At 68.0% G+C, this 19,492-nt stretch carries 17 protein-coding genes and 1 pseudogene; 5 read left to right on the forward strand and 13 right to left on the reverse strand.

Annotation, left to right across the window (positions count from 1 at the left end; genetic code table 11):
- The first annotated feature begins 105 nt into the window (after positions 1 to 105).
- Together ACHMXB_RS08880 and ACHMXB_RS08885 are read left to right on the forward strand one after the other, a co-directional pair.
- The gene (locus tag ACHMXB_RS08880; RefSeq protein WP_395404543.1) at positions 106 to 933 is read left to right on the forward strand and encodes an alpha/beta fold hydrolase; all 828 of its coding nucleotides are present in this window, start codon (positions 106 to 108) and stop codon (positions 931 to 933) included.
- 126 nt (positions 934 to 1,059) lie between these two features.
- Positions 1,060 to 1,713: a phosphoribosyltransferase gene (locus tag ACHMXB_RS08885; RefSeq protein ID WP_395404545.1), complete on the forward strand. Its 654-nt coding sequence runs from the start codon at positions 1,060 to 1,062 to the stop codon at positions 1,711 to 1,713.
- A 15-nt stretch (positions 1,714 to 1,728) separates the two neighbouring features.
- Here the strand turns inward: ACHMXB_RS08885 and ACHMXB_RS08890 are convergent, their stop codons facing one another.
- The gene (locus ACHMXB_RS08890) at positions 1,729 to 3,060 is read right to left on the reverse strand and encodes an MFS transporter (protein ID WP_395404547.1); all 1,332 of its coding nucleotides are present in this window, start codon (positions 3,058 to 3,060) and stop codon (positions 1,729 to 1,731) included.
- Between the two features lie 249 nt (positions 3,061 to 3,309).
- Here ACHMXB_RS08890 and ACHMXB_RS08895 point away from each other — a divergent pair, with 249 nt between their 5' ends.
- Complete coding sequence (locus ACHMXB_RS08895) at positions 3,310 to 4,044, forward strand: IclR family transcriptional regulator (protein ID WP_395404549.1); 735 nt, start codon at positions 3,310 to 3,312, stop codon at positions 4,042 to 4,044.
- On the opposite strand, the gene ACHMXB_RS08900 is transcribed toward ACHMXB_RS08895, so the two are convergent.
- The 4 genes from ACHMXB_RS08900 to ACHMXB_RS08915 form a co-directional block, all read right to left on the reverse strand.
- The gene (locus ACHMXB_RS08900; protein WP_395404551.1) at positions 4,032 to 5,399 is read right to left on the reverse strand and encodes an MFS transporter; all 1,368 of its coding nucleotides are present in this window, start codon (positions 5,397 to 5,399) and stop codon (positions 4,032 to 4,034) included. The two genes, ACHMXB_RS08895 and ACHMXB_RS08900, sit on opposite strands and share 13 nt — an antisense overlap.
- A gap of 189 nt (positions 5,400 to 5,588) precedes the next feature.
- Positions 5,589 to 8,696, reverse strand: a complete 3,108-nt coding sequence (locus ACHMXB_RS08905; protein ID WP_395404553.1) for an AAA family ATPase — start codon at positions 8,694 to 8,696, stop codon at positions 5,589 to 5,591.
- Complete coding sequence (locus tag ACHMXB_RS08910; RefSeq protein WP_395404554.1) at positions 8,693 to 9,865, reverse strand: exonuclease SbcCD subunit D; 1,173 nt, start codon at positions 9,863 to 9,865, stop codon at positions 8,693 to 8,695. The genes ACHMXB_RS08905 and ACHMXB_RS08910 overlap by 4 nt, the downstream gene beginning before the upstream one ends.
- A gap of 55 nt (positions 9,866 to 9,920) precedes the next feature.
- The gene (locus ACHMXB_RS08915; RefSeq protein WP_395404556.1) at positions 9,921 to 10,862 is read right to left on the reverse strand and encodes an MIP/aquaporin family protein; all 942 of its coding nucleotides are present in this window, start codon (positions 10,860 to 10,862) and stop codon (positions 9,921 to 9,923) included.
- A gap of 232 nt (positions 10,863 to 11,094) precedes the next feature.
- On the opposite strand from ACHMXB_RS08915, the gene ACHMXB_RS08920 reads away from it, so the two are divergent.
- Positions 11,095 to 12,213 (forward strand): ADP-ribosylglycohydrolase family protein, encoded by a 1,119-nt coding sequence (locus ACHMXB_RS08920; protein WP_395404558.1) that lies wholly within the window; start codon positions 11,095 to 11,097, stop codon positions 12,211 to 12,213.
- Here ACHMXB_RS08920 and ACHMXB_RS08925 read toward each other — a convergent pair.
- Together ACHMXB_RS08925 and ACHMXB_RS08930 are read right to left on the reverse strand one after the other, a co-directional pair.
- Positions 12,200 to 12,727, reverse strand: a complete 528-nt coding sequence (locus ACHMXB_RS08925; RefSeq protein WP_395405201.1) for a DUF4395 domain-containing protein — start codon at positions 12,725 to 12,727, stop codon at positions 12,200 to 12,202. The two genes, ACHMXB_RS08920 and ACHMXB_RS08925, sit on opposite strands and share 14 nt — an antisense overlap.
- Positions 12,728 to 13,131: 404 nt before the next feature.
- A pseudogene (locus tag ACHMXB_RS08930) lies at positions 13,132 to 14,161 on the reverse strand (exonuclease domain-containing protein).
- Positions 14,162 to 14,229: 68 nt separating this feature from the next.
- On the opposite strand from ACHMXB_RS08930, the gene ACHMXB_RS08935 reads away from it, so the two are divergent.
- Positions 14,230 to 15,003 (forward strand): VTT domain-containing protein, encoded by a 774-nt coding sequence (locus ACHMXB_RS08935; protein WP_395405203.1) that lies wholly within the window; start codon positions 14,230 to 14,232, stop codon positions 15,001 to 15,003.
- 90 nt (positions 15,004 to 15,093) lie between these two features.
- Here the strand turns inward: ACHMXB_RS08935 and rdgB are convergent, their stop codons facing one another.
- The 6 genes from rdgB to clpS all read right to left on the reverse strand — a co-directional run bounded on the left by rdgB (position 15,094) and on the right by clpS (position 19,473).
- A complete protein-coding gene (gene rdgB, locus ACHMXB_RS08940) occupies positions 15,094 to 15,768 on the reverse strand; it encodes an RdgB/HAM1 family non-canonical purine NTP pyrophosphatase (protein WP_395404560.1) in 675 nt (224 codons plus the stop codon).
- Positions 15,765 to 16,523, reverse strand: coding sequence for a ribonuclease PH (rph, locus tag ACHMXB_RS08945; RefSeq protein ID WP_078026682.1), 759 nt, complete (start codon positions 16,521 to 16,523; stop codon positions 15,765 to 15,767). The genes rdgB and rph overlap by 4 nt, the downstream gene beginning before the upstream one ends.
- Positions 16,524 to 16,575: 52 nt before the next feature.
- On the reverse strand, positions 16,576 to 17,373 hold the full coding sequence (locus ACHMXB_RS08950; protein WP_395404562.1) for an MBL fold metallo-hydrolase: 798 nt from the start codon (positions 17,371 to 17,373) through the stop codon (positions 16,576 to 16,578).
- Positions 17,370 to 18,395 carry a glutamate racemase gene (gene murI, locus ACHMXB_RS08955; RefSeq protein WP_395404564.1) on the reverse strand — a complete coding sequence of 342 codons (1,026 nt, stop codon included), beginning with the start codon at positions 18,393 to 18,395 and terminating at the stop codon, positions 17,370 to 17,372. Before murI ends, ACHMXB_RS08950 begins: the two co-directional genes overlap by 4 nt.
- 141 nt (positions 18,396 to 18,536) lie before the next feature.
- Positions 18,537 to 19,103 carry a DUF2017 domain-containing protein gene (locus tag ACHMXB_RS08960; RefSeq protein ID WP_395404566.1) on the reverse strand — a complete coding sequence of 189 codons (567 nt, stop codon included), beginning with the start codon at positions 19,101 to 19,103 and terminating at the stop codon, positions 18,537 to 18,539.
- Positions 19,096 to 19,473 carry an ATP-dependent Clp protease adapter ClpS gene (gene clpS, locus ACHMXB_RS08965; RefSeq protein ID WP_395404568.1) on the reverse strand — a complete coding sequence of 126 codons (378 nt, stop codon included), beginning with the start codon at positions 19,471 to 19,473 and terminating at the stop codon, positions 19,096 to 19,098. Before clpS ends, ACHMXB_RS08960 begins: the two co-directional genes overlap by 8 nt.
- Between the last annotated feature and the right edge of the window lie 19 nt (positions 19,474 to 19,492).

Here is a 19,492-nt window from a genome sequence, read left to right on the forward strand (position 1 = left end):
TCCGCCGCCGGGTAGAGTGGTGCCCATCCACGGCGGACCGGCGACGAAGCAGTCCAGGCGAGCCCTGTACATGATGAGGACTGAGACTTGACGAGGACTGAGGCCATGAGCGGCAGACACACCGGTGAACAGCACTCCCACACGGTCGAGGGCACCGACCCGCAGCTATACGTCGCGGTGCACGACCCCAAGAACGACGCCGGACTCCGCCCCATCCTCCTCATCCACGGCTTCTCCGCGTCCAGCAAGTTGAACTGGGAAGACACCGGCTGGATCCCGGCGCTGCTGGAGGCCGGCCGCCGCGTCATCGCCGTCGATCTCCCTGGCCACGGCCGGAGCGGCGCGCCGGAGGACATGGACTCCTACTCGCCCAGCCGGATCAGGGCGGACCTGCTGCAGATCGCGTTCGACGCCGGCGCCCGGCCTTTGCGCGAGGGTGACCCCGCCAGCGGGCTGGACGTCATCGGCTATTCCCTCGGTTCCCGGCTTGGCTGGGAGTTCGGCGCCACCCAGCCGGAGCTGGTTCACCGGCTGGTCCTGGGCGGCCCGAACATGGCGGACCCGCTGGCGGCCTTCGACCTCGTCGCCGCCCAGCGCTACCTGGCGGACGGCACGCCCATTGCGGATGCGTCCACAGCCGGGCTCCTCAGCATGGCGCAGGCGCTGCCGAGCAACAACATCTTCGCGCTGCTGTCCCTGGTGGAGGCCATCAAGGGTGAACCGTACGACCCGGCCGAGGCCGTGCCGCACATGCCCGTTCTGCTGGTGGCAGGCGAAAACGATGAACGCGCCACGTCCATGCCGCAGCTTGCCGAACTGGCAGCGAAGGCCGGTTCCGCTGCCGAGCAGCTGGTACTGCCCGGCCGCACGCACACCAACGCCATCACCAGCCGCGCCTTCAAGCAGGCGGCCATCACGTTCCTCGGCAACTAGCCGGCGGATCGGCCCGGGCTTCCCTGCCTCCCGCCCCCGCCCGAACGCCGTCGAATACCCCGGCTCCCACCGGAGCCGACGGGCGTAGGCTGGACTTTGGGGGCGGAGACACCGGAAGAGGAACCCATGGGCATGGTTTTTGAGGACCGGGAAGACGCAGGACGGCAGCTTGCGGCCGCCCTTCCGCAGTTCCGGGAGCGCCCGGACACCCTGGTGCTGGGCCTGGCCCGGGGCGGCATCCCGGTGGCCGTCGCCGCGGCCGAGGTCCTGCACCTGCCGTTCGGTGCCCTGCTGGTCCGCAAGCTTGGCATCCCGGGCCATGACGAGACCGCATACGGCGCGCTCGCATACTCAGGCGGAAGGATCGTCCGCCTTCTCAACAGGCCCCTCGTGGAGCGGATTCTGGTCGACGGCGTGCGGCAGGAGTGGCTCGACCAGGTGGAGCGCCGGGAGCGGACCGAACTGATGCGCCGTGCCGACAGCTATCCGGCCGTGCATCCCGACGTCAACGGCAAGACGGCCCTCCTCGTGGACGACGGCCTGGCGACAGGGGCCACCATGCGGGCGGCCGTCGAGGCCGTGCGGATGGCAGGCGCGGCAGCGGTAGTGGCCGCCGCGCCCGTCGGTTCGATCGAGGCGGAGAAGTCATTGTCCCGGGTCTGCAATGTCCTGTGTCTGCACTTGCCCGGACGGTTCCGGGCAGTGGGAGCCTTTTACCGGCACTTTGAGCAACTGAGGGACGAGGACGCCATTGCCATGCTGCACGGCGCCCGCATCTAGCGCCGGCGCCCGCATCTAGTGCCGGCTGACGCCGAGGGGCCTGCCCCTCGTTTCCTTCGCCAGAACCACGCCGATGGCTGAGATAACGCACAGAACCATGATGTAGATGCCGATGGAGCCGGTCCACTTGGTGCTCTGCAGGAGTGTTTCGGCGATGGTGGCGGCAAACGCGCCGCCCAGGATCGCGCCGAACGCGTAGCCGATCGAGATCCCCGAGTACCGCACATGGGCGGGGAACATCTCCGCGTACATGGCCGACATGGGGCCATAGGACAGGCCAAGGCCCACCGTGAGGACAAACAGCGCCACGCCGTAGAGCACGATGTCCTTCGTGTCGATGAGGGCGAACATCGGGATCATCCAGACGAAGACAATCGCGTAGCCGGTCAGAAAGGTCTTGACCCGGCCGATCCGGTCCGAGAGCCAGCCGCCCACCAGGGTGAAGATCAGCCACCCGAAGGATGCCAGCGTGGTGGCCAGCAGAATCTGTGGCGTCGGCATCTTCAGTGTCCTGGTGGCGTAGGCGATGAAGAAGGCAATCAGGAGGTAGCCTGCCGCGTTGTTGCCGATGAAGATGAGGGTGGAGTGCAGTACCGCCTTCTTGTGGTGGCGGATGAGCTCGCCGAGGGGCGCCTTGCTTTCGGCCTTGCGCGCGGTCATTTCCTTGAAGACCGGGCTTTCGCCGACTGCGCGGCGGATGATGTAGCCCACCACGATCAGGACGATGGAGAGCAGGAAGGGAACGCGCCAGCCCCAGGAGGCGAAGTCTTCCTTCGACATCCCGGAGTTCAGGAAGAACAGAAGCCCCGTGGCCAGAATCATGCCGACGGGAACACCGATCTGCGGGTAGGCGCCGAAAAGCCCCCTCTTGTGCAGCGGCGCGTGCTCCACGGCCATGAGGGCGGCCCCGCCCCATTCGCCGCCGGCGGAGAAGCCCTGGAGCACGCGGAGGAGGATCAGCAGGATTGGCGCCCAGGCGCCGATTTGGGCGTACGTCGGCAGCATGCCGATCAGGGCCGTTGCGGCACCCATCATGATGAGGGTGAACACCAGCATTGCCTTGCGGCCCAGGCGGTCGCCCAGGTGTCCGGCAACGATGGCGCCGAGCGGGCGGAACAGGAAGCTGATGCCAATCAGGGCGAAGGAAAGGATCTGCGCCAGGCCCGGGTTGGACTGGTTGAGCGGGGCAAGGAACAGCGGGGACAGCAGGGTTGCCGTCAGCTGGGCGAAGATGAAGAAGTCGTACCATTCGATGGTGGTGCCCACCAGCGTGCCGGCGAGGACTTTGCGTTCCTCCCGCTTGCTGCTGGGGCCAACCTCTGAATCTACGGGTGACGTTGCGGTCATTGAAACTCCGTGGCCGGGGCAGGGCTACTGCCGAAGTTGATGTGAAGCTGTTCGATTTACTGATCGAACGGTCAGTTAGTGTGAGGATACTACGAAGTGTGATTTGGCGCACCCCTCAGCCGGCCCGGCGCACAACAGCTAGACTGTTCCATATTTGAACACGGAAATCTCATAGCGAACGGATAGCGGCGACGGGCTCAAGGTTGCCCTTTGGCTGGCCGCCCCGCATACCTGCCTAGGATGGACAGCATGACTCCCAACGCCGGTGCCGCAGCGCAGGTTGCGCCCGCCCAGACCTCGCCATCGCAGACGCTCTCACGGGGCATCCGCGCATTGGAAATCCTTGCCGAAGCAGACCGCCCCCTGACCATCGCCGAGCTGGCGGAGGCCATGGGCGTCCACCGTTCCGTGGCCTACCGGATTTTGCGGACCCTTGAGGACCACTCCCTGTTGGTGCGCGACGACGCCGGGCGGGTCCAGCCCGGCCCCGGCCTGGCGGTTCTGGCACGCGGCGTTTCACGGAACCTCCAGACCGCTGCCCTGCCGGAACTGACCCAGCTGGCCAACACACTCAATATGACGGCCTTCCTGGCGGTGTGGGACCACCAGGAATGCGTGACACTCGTGACGGTGGAACCACGGCATTCGGCCGCCACAGTGGTGCAGCATCCGGGGTCCCGCCATCCGATCAGTTCCGGTGCGCCCGGCATAGCCATCCAGTCCGCCCTGACGGAGCAAGAGTGGAGCCAGCTGGCTCCCGCCGTGCCGTACCGCCCGGAAGCTGGCGAGGCGCGGAAGCTCGGTTACGCGGCAAGCCACGACGAGGTCATCGCCGGGGTTTCCTCGCTTGCTGCGCCGGTCCGTGTGCCCGGCGGACGCCCGGCGGCTGTCGCCGTCGTCTACATCCGCTCATCGGAGGATCCGGCCGAGGTCGCCGCTGCCCTGACCGCCAGCGCGGCCCGGATCGAAGGTCAGCTGGCCTGAGCGGACCGGTTCCGGGAACGGACGACGGCGGCGGCCGCCGCCCCGAGAACGAACAGCGCCGCCGCGGCGGCTGCCGAGACGAGGAAGGCGGCGTTGTGGCCCCCTTCCTGTGCCAACTGGCCGCCGATAGACGAACCCAGGGCGGTGCCCGCCACGATGCCGCTGGCGAGCGCCGTCATCACAGTGGCCAGCCGGCCCGCCGGCGCCACGAGCCCGCCAATGGCAAACACCGTGACCATGACCGGACCCACCGGCAAGCCCAGCGCAAGCAGTACCAGCACCATGCCCCAGCCGTCGGTTGGTAGGAACAGCAGGGCCGACAGCCCGGCCATGGCTGCCGCCCCGGCCACCCAGCGGGCAGTCACGGGGAAGCCGGCCGGCCAGTAGGCCACCGAGATCGCGGCCGCGGCCGAGCTTATTCCCATGACGGCGTACAGGAGTCCGGCTGCCTCTGATGTAGCGAAACCGGAGGCAAATGCGCTCAAGGCTGCCTGCGTGGAGCCAAAAAACGTGCCCATGCAGACCATGGCCAGGACCGGAAGTGCCACGCGGGCCAGCCCGGCAAAGCGGCTGCGTACCCGGGTTTCGGCATTTTCTCCCGGGGCACTTCCCCTTACGGCGCGGGTGCCGGCGGCGGCCCGCCGCGGAACAGCGGCGTGGGTACGGTGGACGGCGAAGGCCGGAACGAGTGTGAGGGTGAGCGCGGCGGCCAGGGCCAGCGGCAGCCAGGGGGTGACCAGGCTTGCCAGGACGCCCACGAGGGCCGGACCCAGCACGAACGTCAGTTCGTCGGCCGTGCTCTCATAGGACAGCGCGACGTCTAGATCAGTACTGTCCCCGGCGCGCCGGCTTTCGGCTGTGAGTGCCATCCACCGGACTCGCGCCAGCGGGCCGACCTGGGGGCAGCTGAGGCCCGCCGCCAAAGCGGCTGCGATGACGCCCCACGCGGCGCCGACGTCGTGCACCCCGGGAATCAGATACGCGGTGGCAATGACGGCAAGGACGGCCACGACGTTCAGCACGGCCGCGATCAGCAGTACCGGCCGCTGGCCGAGCCGATCCGCCAGCCAGCCGAGGATCGGCGCACCAACGGCCGAGCCGATACCGACGGCGCCGGCAGCGGCTCCGCCCACGGCATAGGAGCCGGTGACCGATGTGGCAAGGGTGAGGGTTCCCAGGGTCAGCATCGCGAGGGGCAGGCGGGCAAACAGGCCCACGGGCAGGAATCCGCTTCCCGCCAGAGCCGGCAGGCGCGCGAAACGGCCGCCGAACTGCGGGGTGGGCGGCTTGGTGTTGGCGGACGGGGCGATGGGACGGGGGTCGGCGGGTGGTTGGGGCGCCGTTGAAGTGCTCATGTATGCGGGCTCGTTCAGTCGTGCGCATCGTCCCTCCTCCCGATGCGCTGAACCCGGTAACAGTCCCATGGTACTGGACACGCATTACGGGACGCGGAAGTCACGACGGCGGTACGCCCGGTGGGCGGAAACCCGGCCGAAGTGATGGCCCCGCCGGTGATGCCCGCCCGGCGGAGGGCATCACCGGGGTCAGACCGTTACGAGCGCATCGACGATATGCACCGTGGAGCCGTTGCGCTGCTTCACCACCTGGAGCTGGCTGCCGATGCGCTGCTTCATCTCCCCCACGTGGCTCACGAGGCCCACCACGCGGCCCCCGTCGCGGAGGCTCTCCAGTGCATCCATGACCTGCTCCAGTGCCTGCTCGTCGAGGCTGCCGAAGCCCTCGTCGACGAACAGCGTTTCAATGTCGACACCGCCGGCTTCCTGCTGCACCACGTCAGCAAGGCCAAGGGCCAGCGACAGAGAGGCCATGAAGGATTCCCCGCCGGAGAGGGTCGAGGTGTCCCGGCGGCGGCCGGTCCATTCGTCCACGACTTCCAGTCCCAGCCCTGACTTGGCGTTCCGGGCTGCCCGCGCGTCCGAGTGCTCCAGGGTGTAGCGGCCGTCGCTCATGGCGACGAGCCTTTCCGACGCGGCAATGGCGACCTGTTCGAGCCGTGCCGCAAGGACGTACGCGTTAAGGCTCATCCGGTAGCTGTTGTCGCCGGAGCCCCGGGCCGCTTCGGCGAGGCCTTTCAGGATTTCAGCGCGTTCCCGGGGCTCCCGGCCGGATTCAGCGAGTTCCCCATACTCCGCACGGAGGCGACCCAGGGTCCGGGCCGCCTGACGCGCCATGCCCGCCACCAATTCGATGTCCTTTGCTGCCCGGGCGGCCTGTTCGGCCTCAGTGCGCAGCAGTTCCAGGTCCGCTGGCGTGGCGGCGGAGCCGCTTTCGTCTTCCCTGGCGGTCTGCTCCTTTGCCGCGACAACGAGCTCTTCGCTGGCGAACAGTTCCTCCAGCCGTATCTCCTCGTCGCGCCCGGACTGGACGGCAGACTCCAGCCGCGCCGCTTCCGCCCCCGGCAGCAGGGCCTGGCGGGCCTCGGCGGCCGATGCGAATCCGGCCTCGGGAAGGGCGCGGTCCAGCCCGGCCCTTGCCTCAGCCAGGCGGGCAGCAGCCTGGTCCAGCTGCGACCGGGCGGCGTCAGCCTGTTCGAGAATGTCGACAAGGTGGGAGATGGCGTCGCTGCGGAGAGCGAGGCTGGCATGTCCGGCACGAAGCGTTTCGAGCGATGATTCCAGGGCGGCGGACTGCCCCTCGATCTCGGTCAGGGCGGATTCTGTTTGCGCCAACTGCGACAGCAGGTCCACGCGCATCTGCTCCGTGGCCTCGATGCGCTCAGCCAGTTCCTCCTGCCTGCTCTTGCTCGCTGCCAGTTCCGCAACGGCCGCGGCCGCCTCGGCAGCAGCTTCCCGGGCGGACTGGGCGGCCTCCGCGGCTTCGGCGGGATCGGTGTCGCCGTCCTGGCTGGCGAGAACGGCGACCAGCTGCCTGGCCTCGGAAAGCTCCGCTTCCAGTGCAGCCAGCGCCCTTTCGGCCGCCTCGCTGCGCTCCTTGGCCCGTTCCTCTTTCTCGGCAAGCCCCAGGACGGAGTCCCCGGCGGGAACCGGCTCGGGGTGCTCCGGGCTGCCGCAGACGGGACAGGGCGCCCCGTGTTCCAGGCGCGAAGCCAATTCGGCCGCCGCATTGGACAGGCGTTCCTCACGGACGTCCAGCCATTGCCGGCGCAGTTCCTGGTGGTGTTCCCGGCCTTTGAGGTGCCGTTCGGTGACTGCAGCGCACCCGGCCGCAGCAATTCCGTAGCGCCTGACAACATCCACCAGCTCGTCGGCGGTTGCCGCTTCCTTGGTCCGCAGCACGGATTCCCCTGCCAGCTGTTCAAGTGGCTGCAGGGCTGCACGCAGGGCCTCCATCTCGGTGCGGAGGGAAAGCAGCCGGACGGCGTAGTCATCTCCGGAACGGGTGAGTTCCTGCTGCCGCTGCGCAAGCCCGGCGGCCCGTGCGTACAGGCCACCCAGCCGGTCCTCATCGGCAAGGCGTTCACCGATCACAGCGGCCAGCGCCCGCAGCCGCGAAAGCTCTGTGGCCACATCAACGGCGGTGTGTTGTGCGACGGCGCTGTGCCCTGCAGCGCCGTGCCCTGCAGCGCCGTGTTCCGCAGTGCCGTGTTCCCTGACTGCCAGTTCGGAGCTCGAGCTCGCTGCCTCGCGCACGCCGGCAGAGGCGAGGTCCGCGGCTCTTTCCGCCCGTGCAAGCAAGGATTCGGCGGCAGACACGGCCTTAAGCTGGCCGCCCAGGAGCTCGGCCTTCCGGTGCAGGTCAAGCGCGGCTCCTGCGCTGGCCAGCCCAGGGGCGGCGGCCTCTGCATCTGCCCTCCGGCGCAGGGCAGCAGCAAGCTTCAGGCGCCTTCCTTCCCTGGCCAGCTCCGCTTCGAGCCGCTCCACGCACCCGCGGCGCCGCTCCTCGGCAAATTCTGCATCCCCGGCCAGGGCCAAGGCACGCTCCGAGGCGGCCGACTCCAGCCATGACAGCAGTTCGGGACCGCCGGCAGGTTCCGGCGCCGCGTCGGGGTCGACATCGAGAGCCGTGGCCTCCGCCCTGGCCCTCGCCACCAGCAGGGTCAGCCTGCCCTCAAGATCGGCCACCTGGCTCACGGCCCCGGCGGCCTGTAACGCAAGCTCCCGCTCCACTGCCTCGAACCGTTCGGTTCCGAAGAGCTTCTGCAGCAGGTCCAGCCGGTCCGAAGCCTTGGACCGGAGGAACGCGGCGAAGTCCCCCTGGGGGAGCAGAACCACGCGGGTGAACTGCTCGCGGTCCATGCCGAGGAGCGCTGTGATCTCCGCCCCGGCTTCGTCATTCCGGCCGGACTTTTCCACCCACGCCCCTGCCACCCGTTCGCGCAGCAGCGTCTTGGCCTGCTGCGTGGTGAACCCGTTCCGTCCGCGGGCGCTGGGCTTGTCCCACGCCGGCGAGCGGGAAACCTCAAAACGCCTGCCCCTGGCCGTGAACTCGCAGGTCACCCGGGGTTCGACAGCCAAGTCCGCATGGTCGCTGCGCAGTCTCTTTCCGTCCTGCCGCGCGCCCGGCACGGAACCGTAGAGGGCATAGCAAATGGCATCCAGCACGCTGGTCTTACCGGCGCCGGTGGGGCCATTAAGCAGGAACAGCCCGTGCGCGCTCAGCCGGTCAAAATCGATTTCCTCGGTTCCGGCAAACGGCCCGAACGCAGAGATTTCCAGACGGTGGATCCTCACAGTGATGCCTCCTGCAGACGCACGTTCTCCAAAGCTTCGGTGAGGGCGGCCTGTTCCGCCGTGTCCGGCTCCCGGCCCCGGACGTGTTCCAGGAATCCGCAGCAGACGGCGAGGTCATCTTCCGCCTCCGCCAGCCGGCTGCTATAGCTCGCCTGCGAGGCGGCGGGTGCCCCCTCCGGCTCAAAACCGAGGACGAGCGTATCCGGGAACCTGGCGCGCAGCCGCTCCATGGCCTGGGCCGGCCGCTGGGCGTCCGTCAGGGTCACTTGGCAGTAGGCTTGCTCGGCCCAGGCGTGCTCCGGGGACTCCAGCAGCCCGTCGAGTGTCCCCCGGAGGACGGCAAGTTTCCGAGGCGCGTCCCAGAGGATCTCCTCCACGGCGGTGACCCCCGACTCGTCAACGTCAATGAGCCAGCCGCCCTTCTGGTGCTTCGCTTCGGAGAACGAGTAGGCCAGCGGCGAGCCCGAATACCGCACCTCCGCGGACAGGGACTGCCGGCCGTGCAGATGGCCAAGTGCTGTGTAGCTGAAGCCGTCGAACAGGTCCAGCGGCACCGCACCCACTCCCCCGATGCTGAGATCGCGTTCGCTGTCCGAGCTGATGCCCCCGCTGGCAAAGGTATGGGCCAGCACAACGGAATGGACAGTCCGGGATTCGCTGCGCGTGGCGACATCGGCCCTGATCCGTTCCGCGGCGGCACGGGTGACTTCGAAGTGGCTGGCGGTGTCCACTCCAAGCTGCTCGGCGACCAGCCGGGGTTCGAGCCATGGGATGCCATAAATGGCGAGTACCGAATCGGTCCCAGTGACATCAAGTGGCAGCAGGACAGGGACGTCCAGCTCCTGCAGGCGGGTGCGCAGGTGAACACCGCCCTTCTCCAGAAGCCGGGAGGCGAAGCCGAGCCGGATGGCCGAGTCGTGGTTTCCGCTGGTCAGCACCACCTGTGCCCCTGCCCCGGTGAGCCGGACCAGGGCATCGTCCAGGAGGTTGACCACATCGACGCCGGGCAGTGCCCTGTCGTAGACGTCGCCGGCGATCAGCACGACGTCGACGGAGAGTTCCCTGACGCGGGCAACCAACTGGTCGACAAAGGTGCGCTGGGCGTCCAGCATGCCGACGCCGTGGAAAGACCGGCCCAGATGCCAGTCGGAAGTGTGCAATAACCGCATATTCATAAGCTAGACGCGGGCACCGACAAAATAGCCGACCCCGCGCCTCGGCGCGTCAGGAGTCCTTGCTGCGTGGCCCGTCGAAGAAGTCGCGCGCGTCGTCGCCGCCTGCACCAGGCGCTGCGGCCGCCGGCTTTTCGACTTCTTCCTGCCCCGAGGCGCCTTCGAAGTCGTCCCCGAGCTCAGACTCGGGATCGGCGGCGTCGTCGGTGTGGTCCGCGGCGGCGGCACTGCGGCCCTGGGCGTCGGCGAACCCGCGGAAAACAAGCCCTGCGATGCCGGCACCGACGATCGGGGCCACCCAGAACAGCCACAGCTGCCCCAGCGCCCAGCTGCTGCTGAAGAGCGCAGAGGCGGTGGCCCGGGCCGGGTTGAAGGGCGCATTGCCAAGGGCCTGGCCCAGCTGCAGCAGCACGGCAAATGCCAGCCCGACTGCGAAGGGTGCGGCGGCCGCATGGTTGTTTCGGCGGGCCGTCATGCCTAGGAACACGGCCACCAGGAGGGCTGCTCCAAGCACTTCCACGAGCAGCACGCCGGCCATCGACGTCTGGATCACGGAGTGCTCGCCGAAGCCGGCGGTGACCGTGTCGAAGGCCGTGCGCGCGTCCTGGATGTTGGGCACCGTGCGGAGGACGCCGAACAAGGCGAGCGCGCCCGCCGCCGCGCCGACCAGCTGCGCGCCGATGTAGGCAGCGGCAGCGGCGATGCCGATCCTGCCAGCGACGAGGTTGCCCAGGGTGATGGCCGGGTTGAAGTGCCCGCCAGAGATGTAAGCGAAGGCCAGCATCGCCGCTGTCACGGCAAGGCCTCCGGCGAGGGCGCCGGGCAGCGGGTTTGACTGCGGCAGGGTGAAGAGCGGGACGCCCAGCCCAGCGACCACCAGAAAGAGTGTTCCGAACGCCTCCGCTCCGAGCCTGGACAGGAGTCCAGGCCGGAATCCGTTGTCTCCGGCGGAATGCCGGTCATCGGTCGGGGGGACGGACACAGGGGTGCTCATGGGGGATTCCTTCGGTTTCTGTAGCGGGAATGCCGCTCGCTTCGGGAGCTGGCCCCAGCAGTCTGGCAGCAAAGTCTGGACGGTTGCTGAATCCGAGCTTATCGTCCGGCGTCCGGTCCCCCGGCATTGCGAGTTTGATATCAGTGCACACTCCGGCGCAACGGCGGTCAACACCACAGCGTCCGGAATCACGAAGGCGGGACAGCTCCGGCGGGAAGGTAAATTTGCCTGCATGAGCAATGTTCCCGGCACCGTTCCGTCCCCCGAGTCCCGCATCCATGGCTGCCTGCTCGGCGGCGCCCTGGGCGACTCGCTCGGCTACGCCGTCGAGTTCGATCCCATAGACGAGATCCGGCGCCGTTTCGGCGCCGCCGGACTCCGCGATTTTTCAGCGCTCGACGGCGGGACCCACTTCTCGGACGACACCCAGATGACGCTGTACACAGTCGACGGCATCGTGGAGGCCCTGGAGTGGGCCAACTCCGGGGTGGGCGCCGACGCCAACGCCTGCGTGTGGCTTGCCTACCTGCGCTGGCTGGACACCCAGGGAGTCCCGGTGCCCGAATCCGCGCCGCGGCCGCAGTCGCGCTGGATTGACGGCCAGGAGGTGCTGCGGCACCGGCGGGCACCCGGCAACGCCTGCCTGAGCGGGCTGGCCACCGGCGAAATGGGAACGGTCTTTCGGCCGGTCAATCCGGATTCGAAGGGCTGCGGAACCGTCATGCGATCCGCGCCGTTCGGCCTGGTGCCGCACATTCCGGCGGAGTCCGTGTACAAATTGAGCGCCGACGCGGCATCGCTCACCCATGGGCATCCCTCCGCCCGGCAGAGCGCCGGCGCTTTCAGCCTGGTCATCCATTCCCTTGTGCAGGGCAGCGGCCTGGCCGAGGCAGCACAGGCCGCCCTTGACCGTGTGCTGGGTGATAACGAGGTGGCGCCCGAACTCCGCGAGCGGCTGGGAGCCGCGGTCCGCCTCGCCGGAGAAGCAGGTCTTGCCGGCGCCGCCTCCATACTCAGCCCGGAGGATCTGGTCCGTGAACTGGGTGAGGGCTGGGTGGCTGAGGAGGCTCTCGCCGTCGGCCTGTACTCGGTCCTGGCCACTGCCCGCCTGGCACACGGAGACAGCGCAGAGGGAGATGGCGCGCCCGGTCCGGTGGAGCATTTCAAGGCGGCGATCGCCGTGGCCATCAATCACAGCGGCGACAGCGATTCCACCGGCTCCATCGCGGGCAACATCCTGGGTGCGTACTACGGCACGGACTGCCTGCCGGCGGACTGGCTTGAGGCACTCGAGGCCCCCGAAGTGATCCGTGGGATGGCCAGACAGCTGGTTGCCGTCACGTCCGGCTGAGCGAAACGTTGTTGCACGCTTCGCAGACATCCTCGGGGATGAGTCCTCGGCGCTGCAGCAGGCCGAAGATGGCACAGCCAAGGCAGAACCCGGCGAAGGCCTCCAGCGAGGCGGCAACAACCAGCACAGCCAGCAAAATCCACGCGGCGGGCGCCAGGCCGGCGGCCAGCAGGACGGCGGCCGTCGTGGACATCGCGGCGCCGATCCCCTGGGCGAAACGCTTGGGCGGCCCGGGCACCAGCTTGACCCGTCCCAGCCGCGGAGCGAGGACCCTGACAGAAAGCAGGGCGAGCGGGGAGATCCTCGGGCCGAACAGCACGCGCAGCCAAAAACCGGCGGCAATGACCGCCAGGCCCCAGCCGAAGCCGGTGAGCAGCGTCGCGGCAGCCAGCAGGACCACCAGCCCGGCGGTGATGCGGGCGGCGTATTCGTTGACCGGGTTGGGAAAGTCGAACAAGGAACCCGGCCGGCCCTTACTGCGCGTTTCGCCCTGACTACCGTGACTGCCGAACATGCCCAGTTCGCCCGATGTGCTCAATTTGCCTGGTTCGCCTCGTTTGCCCATGGGGCAAGGCTAGGGAGCGGCGGCGGCGCCGGGAAGTTTATTGCGCCATGTGTACGGGCGCGCCGCCCTCAGACGCGCTATCAGATCCTGCGTCCTTTTTCACGACGCGCCATCAGATCCTGTCGGTTTTCCGACGACGCTTCCTCAGGCCCTGTCGCCTTTCAGACGACCCTTCCTCCCTTGAAGCCGGTCCATATCGGGTTGCTGGTGGTCCCCCAAGACGAGGAAGCGTTCGAAGAAACGCTGCAGGACGTGAAAGAGCGTTTGAGGGAAACCAGCGAGACGTGAGGAAGCGTTTGAGCAAAACCTGCCGGACGTGAGGAAGGGGCAGTTGGCGGCGGTGGCCGGGAGCTTTATTGCGCCATGTATTCAGGGGCGCCGTGTACGGGCGCGCCGCCCACCATCTGCAGGAACTCCCCTTCGGAGATCACCTCGATGGCCTGGCCGCGGTCGTGCAGTTCCAGCACTCGTTTGGCCTTGCCGGTGAGCCGGCCGGAGCGCAGGTCGCCGGCCACGAAGCCGTCGCCCACCACGAGGACGCTGGTCCGTGCCGTGACGCGGCTTTCCGGCCGCGCCCCCCAGTTCCGCGGACCGTGTCTTCGCCTCGGGCCGCGGCATCCCGAGTTGACCAGTGAACACGACGGTCTGGCCGAACAGCGGGTTCCCGGGTTCGGCGTCGGGATTCGGCTCTGGATTCGACCCTTCCTCGGGCCACCCGCTGCGGAACGGCCGGACCACCCTTTCAGCACTGGCGCCGCCCGCGGCGGCGAGGGCTGAGACGGTCGCCTTGGAAAGCTCAGCGCTGGACGGATCGAACGCTGCCTGTTGCGGTATGGACAGCCCCAGCGAAAGGTAGAGCTCGGCGATACTGTTGGCCCGGTTGCGCCCCGCGATGTCGATGAGGATGCCGGCACACGCCCGGGCGTCCTCGGCGGCATCGTGGTGGTTCACGAGCGGCACGCCAGCCTCCTCGGCGGCAAAGGGCAGGGAATTTGAAACCAGGGAGTAGCACCGCCGGGAGAGCATCACAGTGCACACGTAGTCGTAGGCCGGACCGGGAAGCCCCGAGACTTCCAGCCCGGAGCGGATGACGCCGAGGTCGAAGGCGGCGTTGTGGGCCGCGAGGATGTCGCCGCCGATGAACGCGCCGATCTCCGGGAACAGCTCCCCAAAGCGGGGCCGGCCGGCCACCTGTTCGGGCCGGATGCCGTGGACGCGGACGTTGTGATAGTCGAACGAGTCGTGGTTTTCCGGCGGCCGCATCAGCCACGAGGCCTCCTCGACGATGACGCCGCCACGGACCTTGGTGAGGCCAACGGCGCACGGCGAACCGCGGAAGCCGTTGGCGGTCTCGAAGTCGATCGCCGTAAAGTCCAAACCCACGGGGACAACTGTAGCCCGGCGGCGGCCCGGAGCCCGTCAAGTACCCTTGAAACGTGAACTTTAATGCATTGAGCGACTTTGCCGTGCCCGCGCTGGGTGGCGCCGGCCCCGTCCAGCCGCATCTGGCATCATTCCTGCCCGATTGGCTCAACCCCCAGGTCTTCCTCGCCGACCCGGCCCTTGCCCCGTGGGTTGTTCTGCTGGTGTGCGGAATTATCTTTGCCGAAACCGGACTGCTGATCGGGTTCTTCCTGCCCGGCGATTCCATGCTGTTTACGGCGGGCCTGCTCGTGGCCACGGACACGATCAAATTCAATATCTGGCTCTTCGCCGCGCTGATTATCGTGTCCGCCATCATCGGCAACCAGACGGGCTATCTCATCGGGTCCAAGGCGGGCCCGGCCATCTTCAACAAGCCGGACTCCAGGCTTTTCAAGCATGAGAACGTTGACAGTGCTCACAAGTTCTTCGAAAAGCACGGCGGCAAGGCCCTGATCCTGGCTCGCTTTGTGCCCATCATCCGTACCTTCGTCCCCGTCATCGTGGGCGTTGCCCAGATGGACAAGCGGAAGTTCTTCCTCTTCAACGTCATCGGCGCCCTCCTCTGGGGCGGTGGCGTGACGCTTCTCGGCTACGTGCTGGGCGACAAGATTCCGTGGGTGCGGGAAAACCTGGACATCATTTTCATCGCCATTGTCCTGCTCTCGGTAATCCCTGTCGGCATTGAAGTTCTGCGCGGCATGACCGCCAAGCGTGAGGCCGCGGCCTTCGGGACGGACCCGGTGGAGGAGTTCATCGAGGAGCACGAGCCCGAGGCCGAGCGCAAAACCAACCTCGACTGACCGGCCCTCCGGCACACCTTCCTAACGAGCCGGAACCTCTAAGCGCGGAAAAGGCACCTCAGAACTGAGGTGCCTTTTCTGTTCGGGGAATCACCGCAGGGCCTCGACGATCGAGGGAAGCAGCGCACGGAACGCCAGGCCCCGGTGGCTGATGGCGTTTTTCTCCTCCGGGCTGAGCTCGGCGCAGCTGCGGTCCAGGCCAAGGGGTTCCAGGACGGGGTCATAGCCGAACCCGCCTTCACCGCGCGGCTCACGCAGCAGCGTGCCGGCCAGCTGGCCGTACTCCACCACTTCGCGGGCCCCGTCCGCGAATGCCGACGCCGGTACGGCAAGGGCCGCCGCGCACACGAAGGCGGCACCGCGGTGGCCGTCCGGCACGTCCGCCAGCTGGGCCAGCAGCAGGTGCAGGTTGGCGTCGTCGTCGCCGTGCCGGCCGGCCCAGCGCGCGGAGAAGATCCCCGGCGCGCCGCCCAGGACATCCACTGACAGCCCGGAGTCGTCGGCGATGGCCACCAGGCCCGTCGCCTCGGCCACCGCCCGTGCCTTCAGCAGCGAGTTTTCCGCAAAGGTCACACCGGTTTCCGCGACGTCGGGGGCTCCGACGGCGGCCGCGTCCACCACCTGGGTGTCGACGTCGAGCCCCGGGATCTGCCCGCGCAGCAGCTCACGCAGCTCCCGCAGTTTCCCGGCATTGCGCGTGGCCAGCACCAGCCGGGGTGCCGCCTCAGTTGCGGACACGCCGCTCACGGAGCTGTTCCCACTCACGGAGCCTCGGCCAGGGTTTCGCGCTGGATCGCGGCCAGCTGTTCCGTGCCCAGCAGTGCCAGGTCCAGCAGCTTGTTGAGCTCGTCGCGGTCGAAGGGGGCGCCCTCGGCCGTGCCCTGGACCTCCACGAACTTGCCGGAGCCGGTCACCACGACGTTCATGTCGGTTTCGGCCCGCACATCCTCGATGTACGGCAGGTCCAGCATGGGGATGCCGTCGATGATCCCCACGGACACGGCGGCGATGGTGTCCACCAGCGGCTGGGCGTTGCGGGCGATCATCTTGTTCTCGCGGGCAAAGCGGATGGCCTCGGCGAGCGCCACGTAGGCGCCGGTGATGGCCGCTGTCCGGGTTCCGCCGTCGGCCTGCAGGACATCGCAGTCCAGCACGATGGTGTTCTCCCCCAGGGCCTTGGTATCGATGATCGACCGCAGCGAGCGCCCGATCAGGCGGGAGATCTCATGGGTGCGGCCGCCGATCTTGCCTTTGACGGACTCGCGGTCCGAGCGGGTGTTCGTGGCACGCGGAAGCATGGCGTATTCGGCGGTTACCCAGCCGCGGCCTTCGCCCTTGAGCCAGCGCGGAACACCTTCTGTGAGGGAAGCGGTGCACAGGACCCGGGTGTTGCCGAACTCGATGAGGGCCGATCCCTCGGCCTGCTTGGACCAGCCGCGGGTGATGCTGATGGGCCGGAGCTGGTCCGGGGTGCGGCCGTCGGCACGGATGACGGGGGCAGTGGTTGCTTCGGAAGTCATGCCTTTAGCTTATCGATTTATCGGGCTGCACCCGGCCGCCCCAGGAAGCTGCTCAGACGGTGTAGTGCACGCCCGCCACGGCCACGGCCACGTCACCGGCGAAGGCCGGACGCGCCTCGGCCATGACCTTGGTCTGCGAGGTCCACACCGGAATGTGGGTCAGGAGAAGGCGGCGGGCGCCGGCGGCCGTGGCTGCCTCAGCGGCCCGTTTGCCGGTCAGATGGACGTCCTTGATGCCGTCGTCACGGCCCTCCTCGAAGGCCGCCTCGCAGAGGAAAAGGTCGGCGTCCTTGGCCGCCTCCTCCAGGCCGCGGCACGAATCCGTGTCGCCTGAATAGGTCAGTACGCGGGTCGCGGCGTTCCCGGCGGCGTCCGGCTCGGTCACCTCCACGCGGAGCGCATAGGCCTCCTCCACCGGGTGGTTCACGGCGAAGGGCGTGACGGTGAAGGGGCCGACGGTGACGGAATGGCGCTCGGTCCAGTTCGTGAAGTCGAACTCCTCGTGCATCCCCGGATCCAGGTCCAGCCCGTAGGCAGTTGCCATCCTGTCGGCGGTGGCGGCCGGGCCCCAGACGGGGATCCTTCCCCGGTCCCAGCCGCCGGGCTTCCAGCGCACTGCCACGTGCAGGCCGCAGAGGTCCATGCAGTGATCGGGGTGCAGGTGGGTGAGGAAAATCGCGTCGATGTCCTCGAGGTCGGTGTACCGCTGGATGGCCCCCAGGGCCCCGCTGCCGAGATCCATGACCACCTTCCACACGCGTTCGCCGTCGTTGGCGGTCAGCAGGTAGCAGGAGGCGGGCGATCCGGGGCCGGGAAATGAGCCGGTGCAACCGACGATGGTGAGCTTCACAGGAACGACCCCCGGGTGGCTGCTCCGCTGCCGGCGGCCTGCCCCACGAAGTTGGAGATGCGCGGGCGGGCGGCCGCGTTCCGTGCGGCGGCGATCATTTCGGGGGTGATCCGCGCCAGGCTGCCCGTGGGGTACTGCGCCGCGACGTGGTCAACGTGCTTGACGCTGAGCACCTCCGGTCCGAGGAACCTGCGGGCCAGCGCTTCGAACTGGCCCGGATCGCCGGTGGCGATGAAGCTGTGCTCCGGCGGCGCCGGGTCCGTCCGTTCGAGGCCGTTGCTGGCCAGCGCCCGGTAAACGTCCTTGGCGGTTTCCTCGGCGCTGGAGACCAGCGTGACGTCCTCGCCCATGACGTAGGAGATCACGCCGGTCAGGAGCGGATAGTGCGTGCAGCCCAGCACCACGGTGTCCACGCCCGCGGCTTTCAGCGGCTCAAGGTACTCGCGGGCGACGTCGAGCAGTTCCGGCCCCGTGGTGATGCCGGCCTCCACGTACGGCACGAATGCAGGGCAGGCCACGGAGGTGATCGCCAGGTCAGGCGCCGCGGCGAAGGTGTCCTCGTAGGCCCGTGAGCCCACGGTGGCGGAGGTGCCGATTACGCCCACCCGCCCGCTGCGGGTGGCAGCGACGGCGCGGCGCACGGCCGGCTGGATCACCTCGATGACGGGAATGCCGTAACGCGCCGTGTAGCGCTCGCGTGCGTCGCGGAGCACCGCGGCCGACGCCGAGTTGCAGGCTATGGTGAGCAGCTTGACGCCGGAGTCCACGAGTTCGTCCATGACGCCGAGGGCGTTGGCACGCACCTCCGCGATGGGCAGCGGCCCGTACGGGCCGTGGGCGGTGTCGCCGACGTAGAGGATGGATTCGTTCGGCAGCTGGTCGATGATCGACCGCGCCACCGTGAGGCCGCCGACCCCGGAGTCGAAGACGCCGATCGGCAGCGATCCTACATTTACGCCGTCGGCCGTTGCGGACTCCGCTGCAGCTCCCGCTGCCGGGTCCATGCTCGATGCTGAAGTCATGATTATTTGAGGATAGGTCTTCCCGTGAGGTGCGGCCATCACTTGTGGCGGGCGACTCATGTCGAATTTGTCACATCCGGCGGCGGGAACGGCTGACCGTGGGACCCGCCCAGTGGCGGAAAGGTTCACCGCCGGAACAGCTCAGGCCCGCGTGTCCAGTGACTGCAGCATCGCCTGCACGAGGGACTCCTGCAGCCACGTGGTGAAGTTGTAGACGAGCGCGAGGTAGCTTTCCACGTCCTCGGCCTGGGACCAGTCCTGCATCTGGTGGACGTGGTCCGCGTCCGCCTCGTCCCGGATGTCGAGCCGCTCGGCGAGCACCAGCCGCACGTCGTTGAGCGCGGTGGACCAGTGCCGGGCATCAGCCGGCGTCAGGACGAGTTCGTCCTTGTCCAGTCCCAGCGCGGCGGCGCGCAGCGCGCCGATTTTGCTTTCCCGCAGAGAGCGTTCGGTGAGCTGGCGGAACTCAAGCGAGGCCGCGGCGTCGTCCTTCACAGCGTTGGGCAGCAGCCGGCGGAGGGCGCGGTCCGACGGTTCCCGGACCTCCATGTCCAGTCCGATCATCGCGGCGAGCGGATCCTCGGAGCCGCGGTCCGCAGGCTCCAGCATGGAGATGACATCGGCGAACAGGCTGCGCAGCAGTTCCCTCTCGGCCGGTTCCAGGAAACCGGAGATGCCTTTGAGTCCGTATTTGAAAGCCTTAGCCACGTTTTCCCTTGCCCTTGCCCGGGCCGCGTTTGCCGCCCCCGCTGTCTCCGCCGGTGGCCTTCTCGACGGTGGCCCACAGGCCGAACCCGTGCATCGCGACCGCGTGCTGCTCCACCTGTTCCTTGCTGCCGTGGGCAACGATGGACCGGCCCTTCCTGTGGACCTCAAGCATCAGCTTGTTGGCTTTGGTTTCCGGGTACCCGAAGTAGCTCTGGAACACGTAGCTGACGTAGCTCATGAGATTGACGGGGTCATTCCAGACGACAAGGTTCCAAGGGACATCCGGGGCCGTCAGGGCGTCGGTGGACACCGCCGTTCCGGTCTGGGTGCTCTCCTGGGTGTCAGGGCCGAGCGCAACGCTTAAGGTCATCTGTCCATTCTATGGCGAT

The organism is Arthrobacter sp. UC242_113, assembly GCF_044054585.1.
GTDB lineage: Bacteria > Actinomycetota > Actinomycetes > Actinomycetales > Micrococcaceae > Arthrobacter.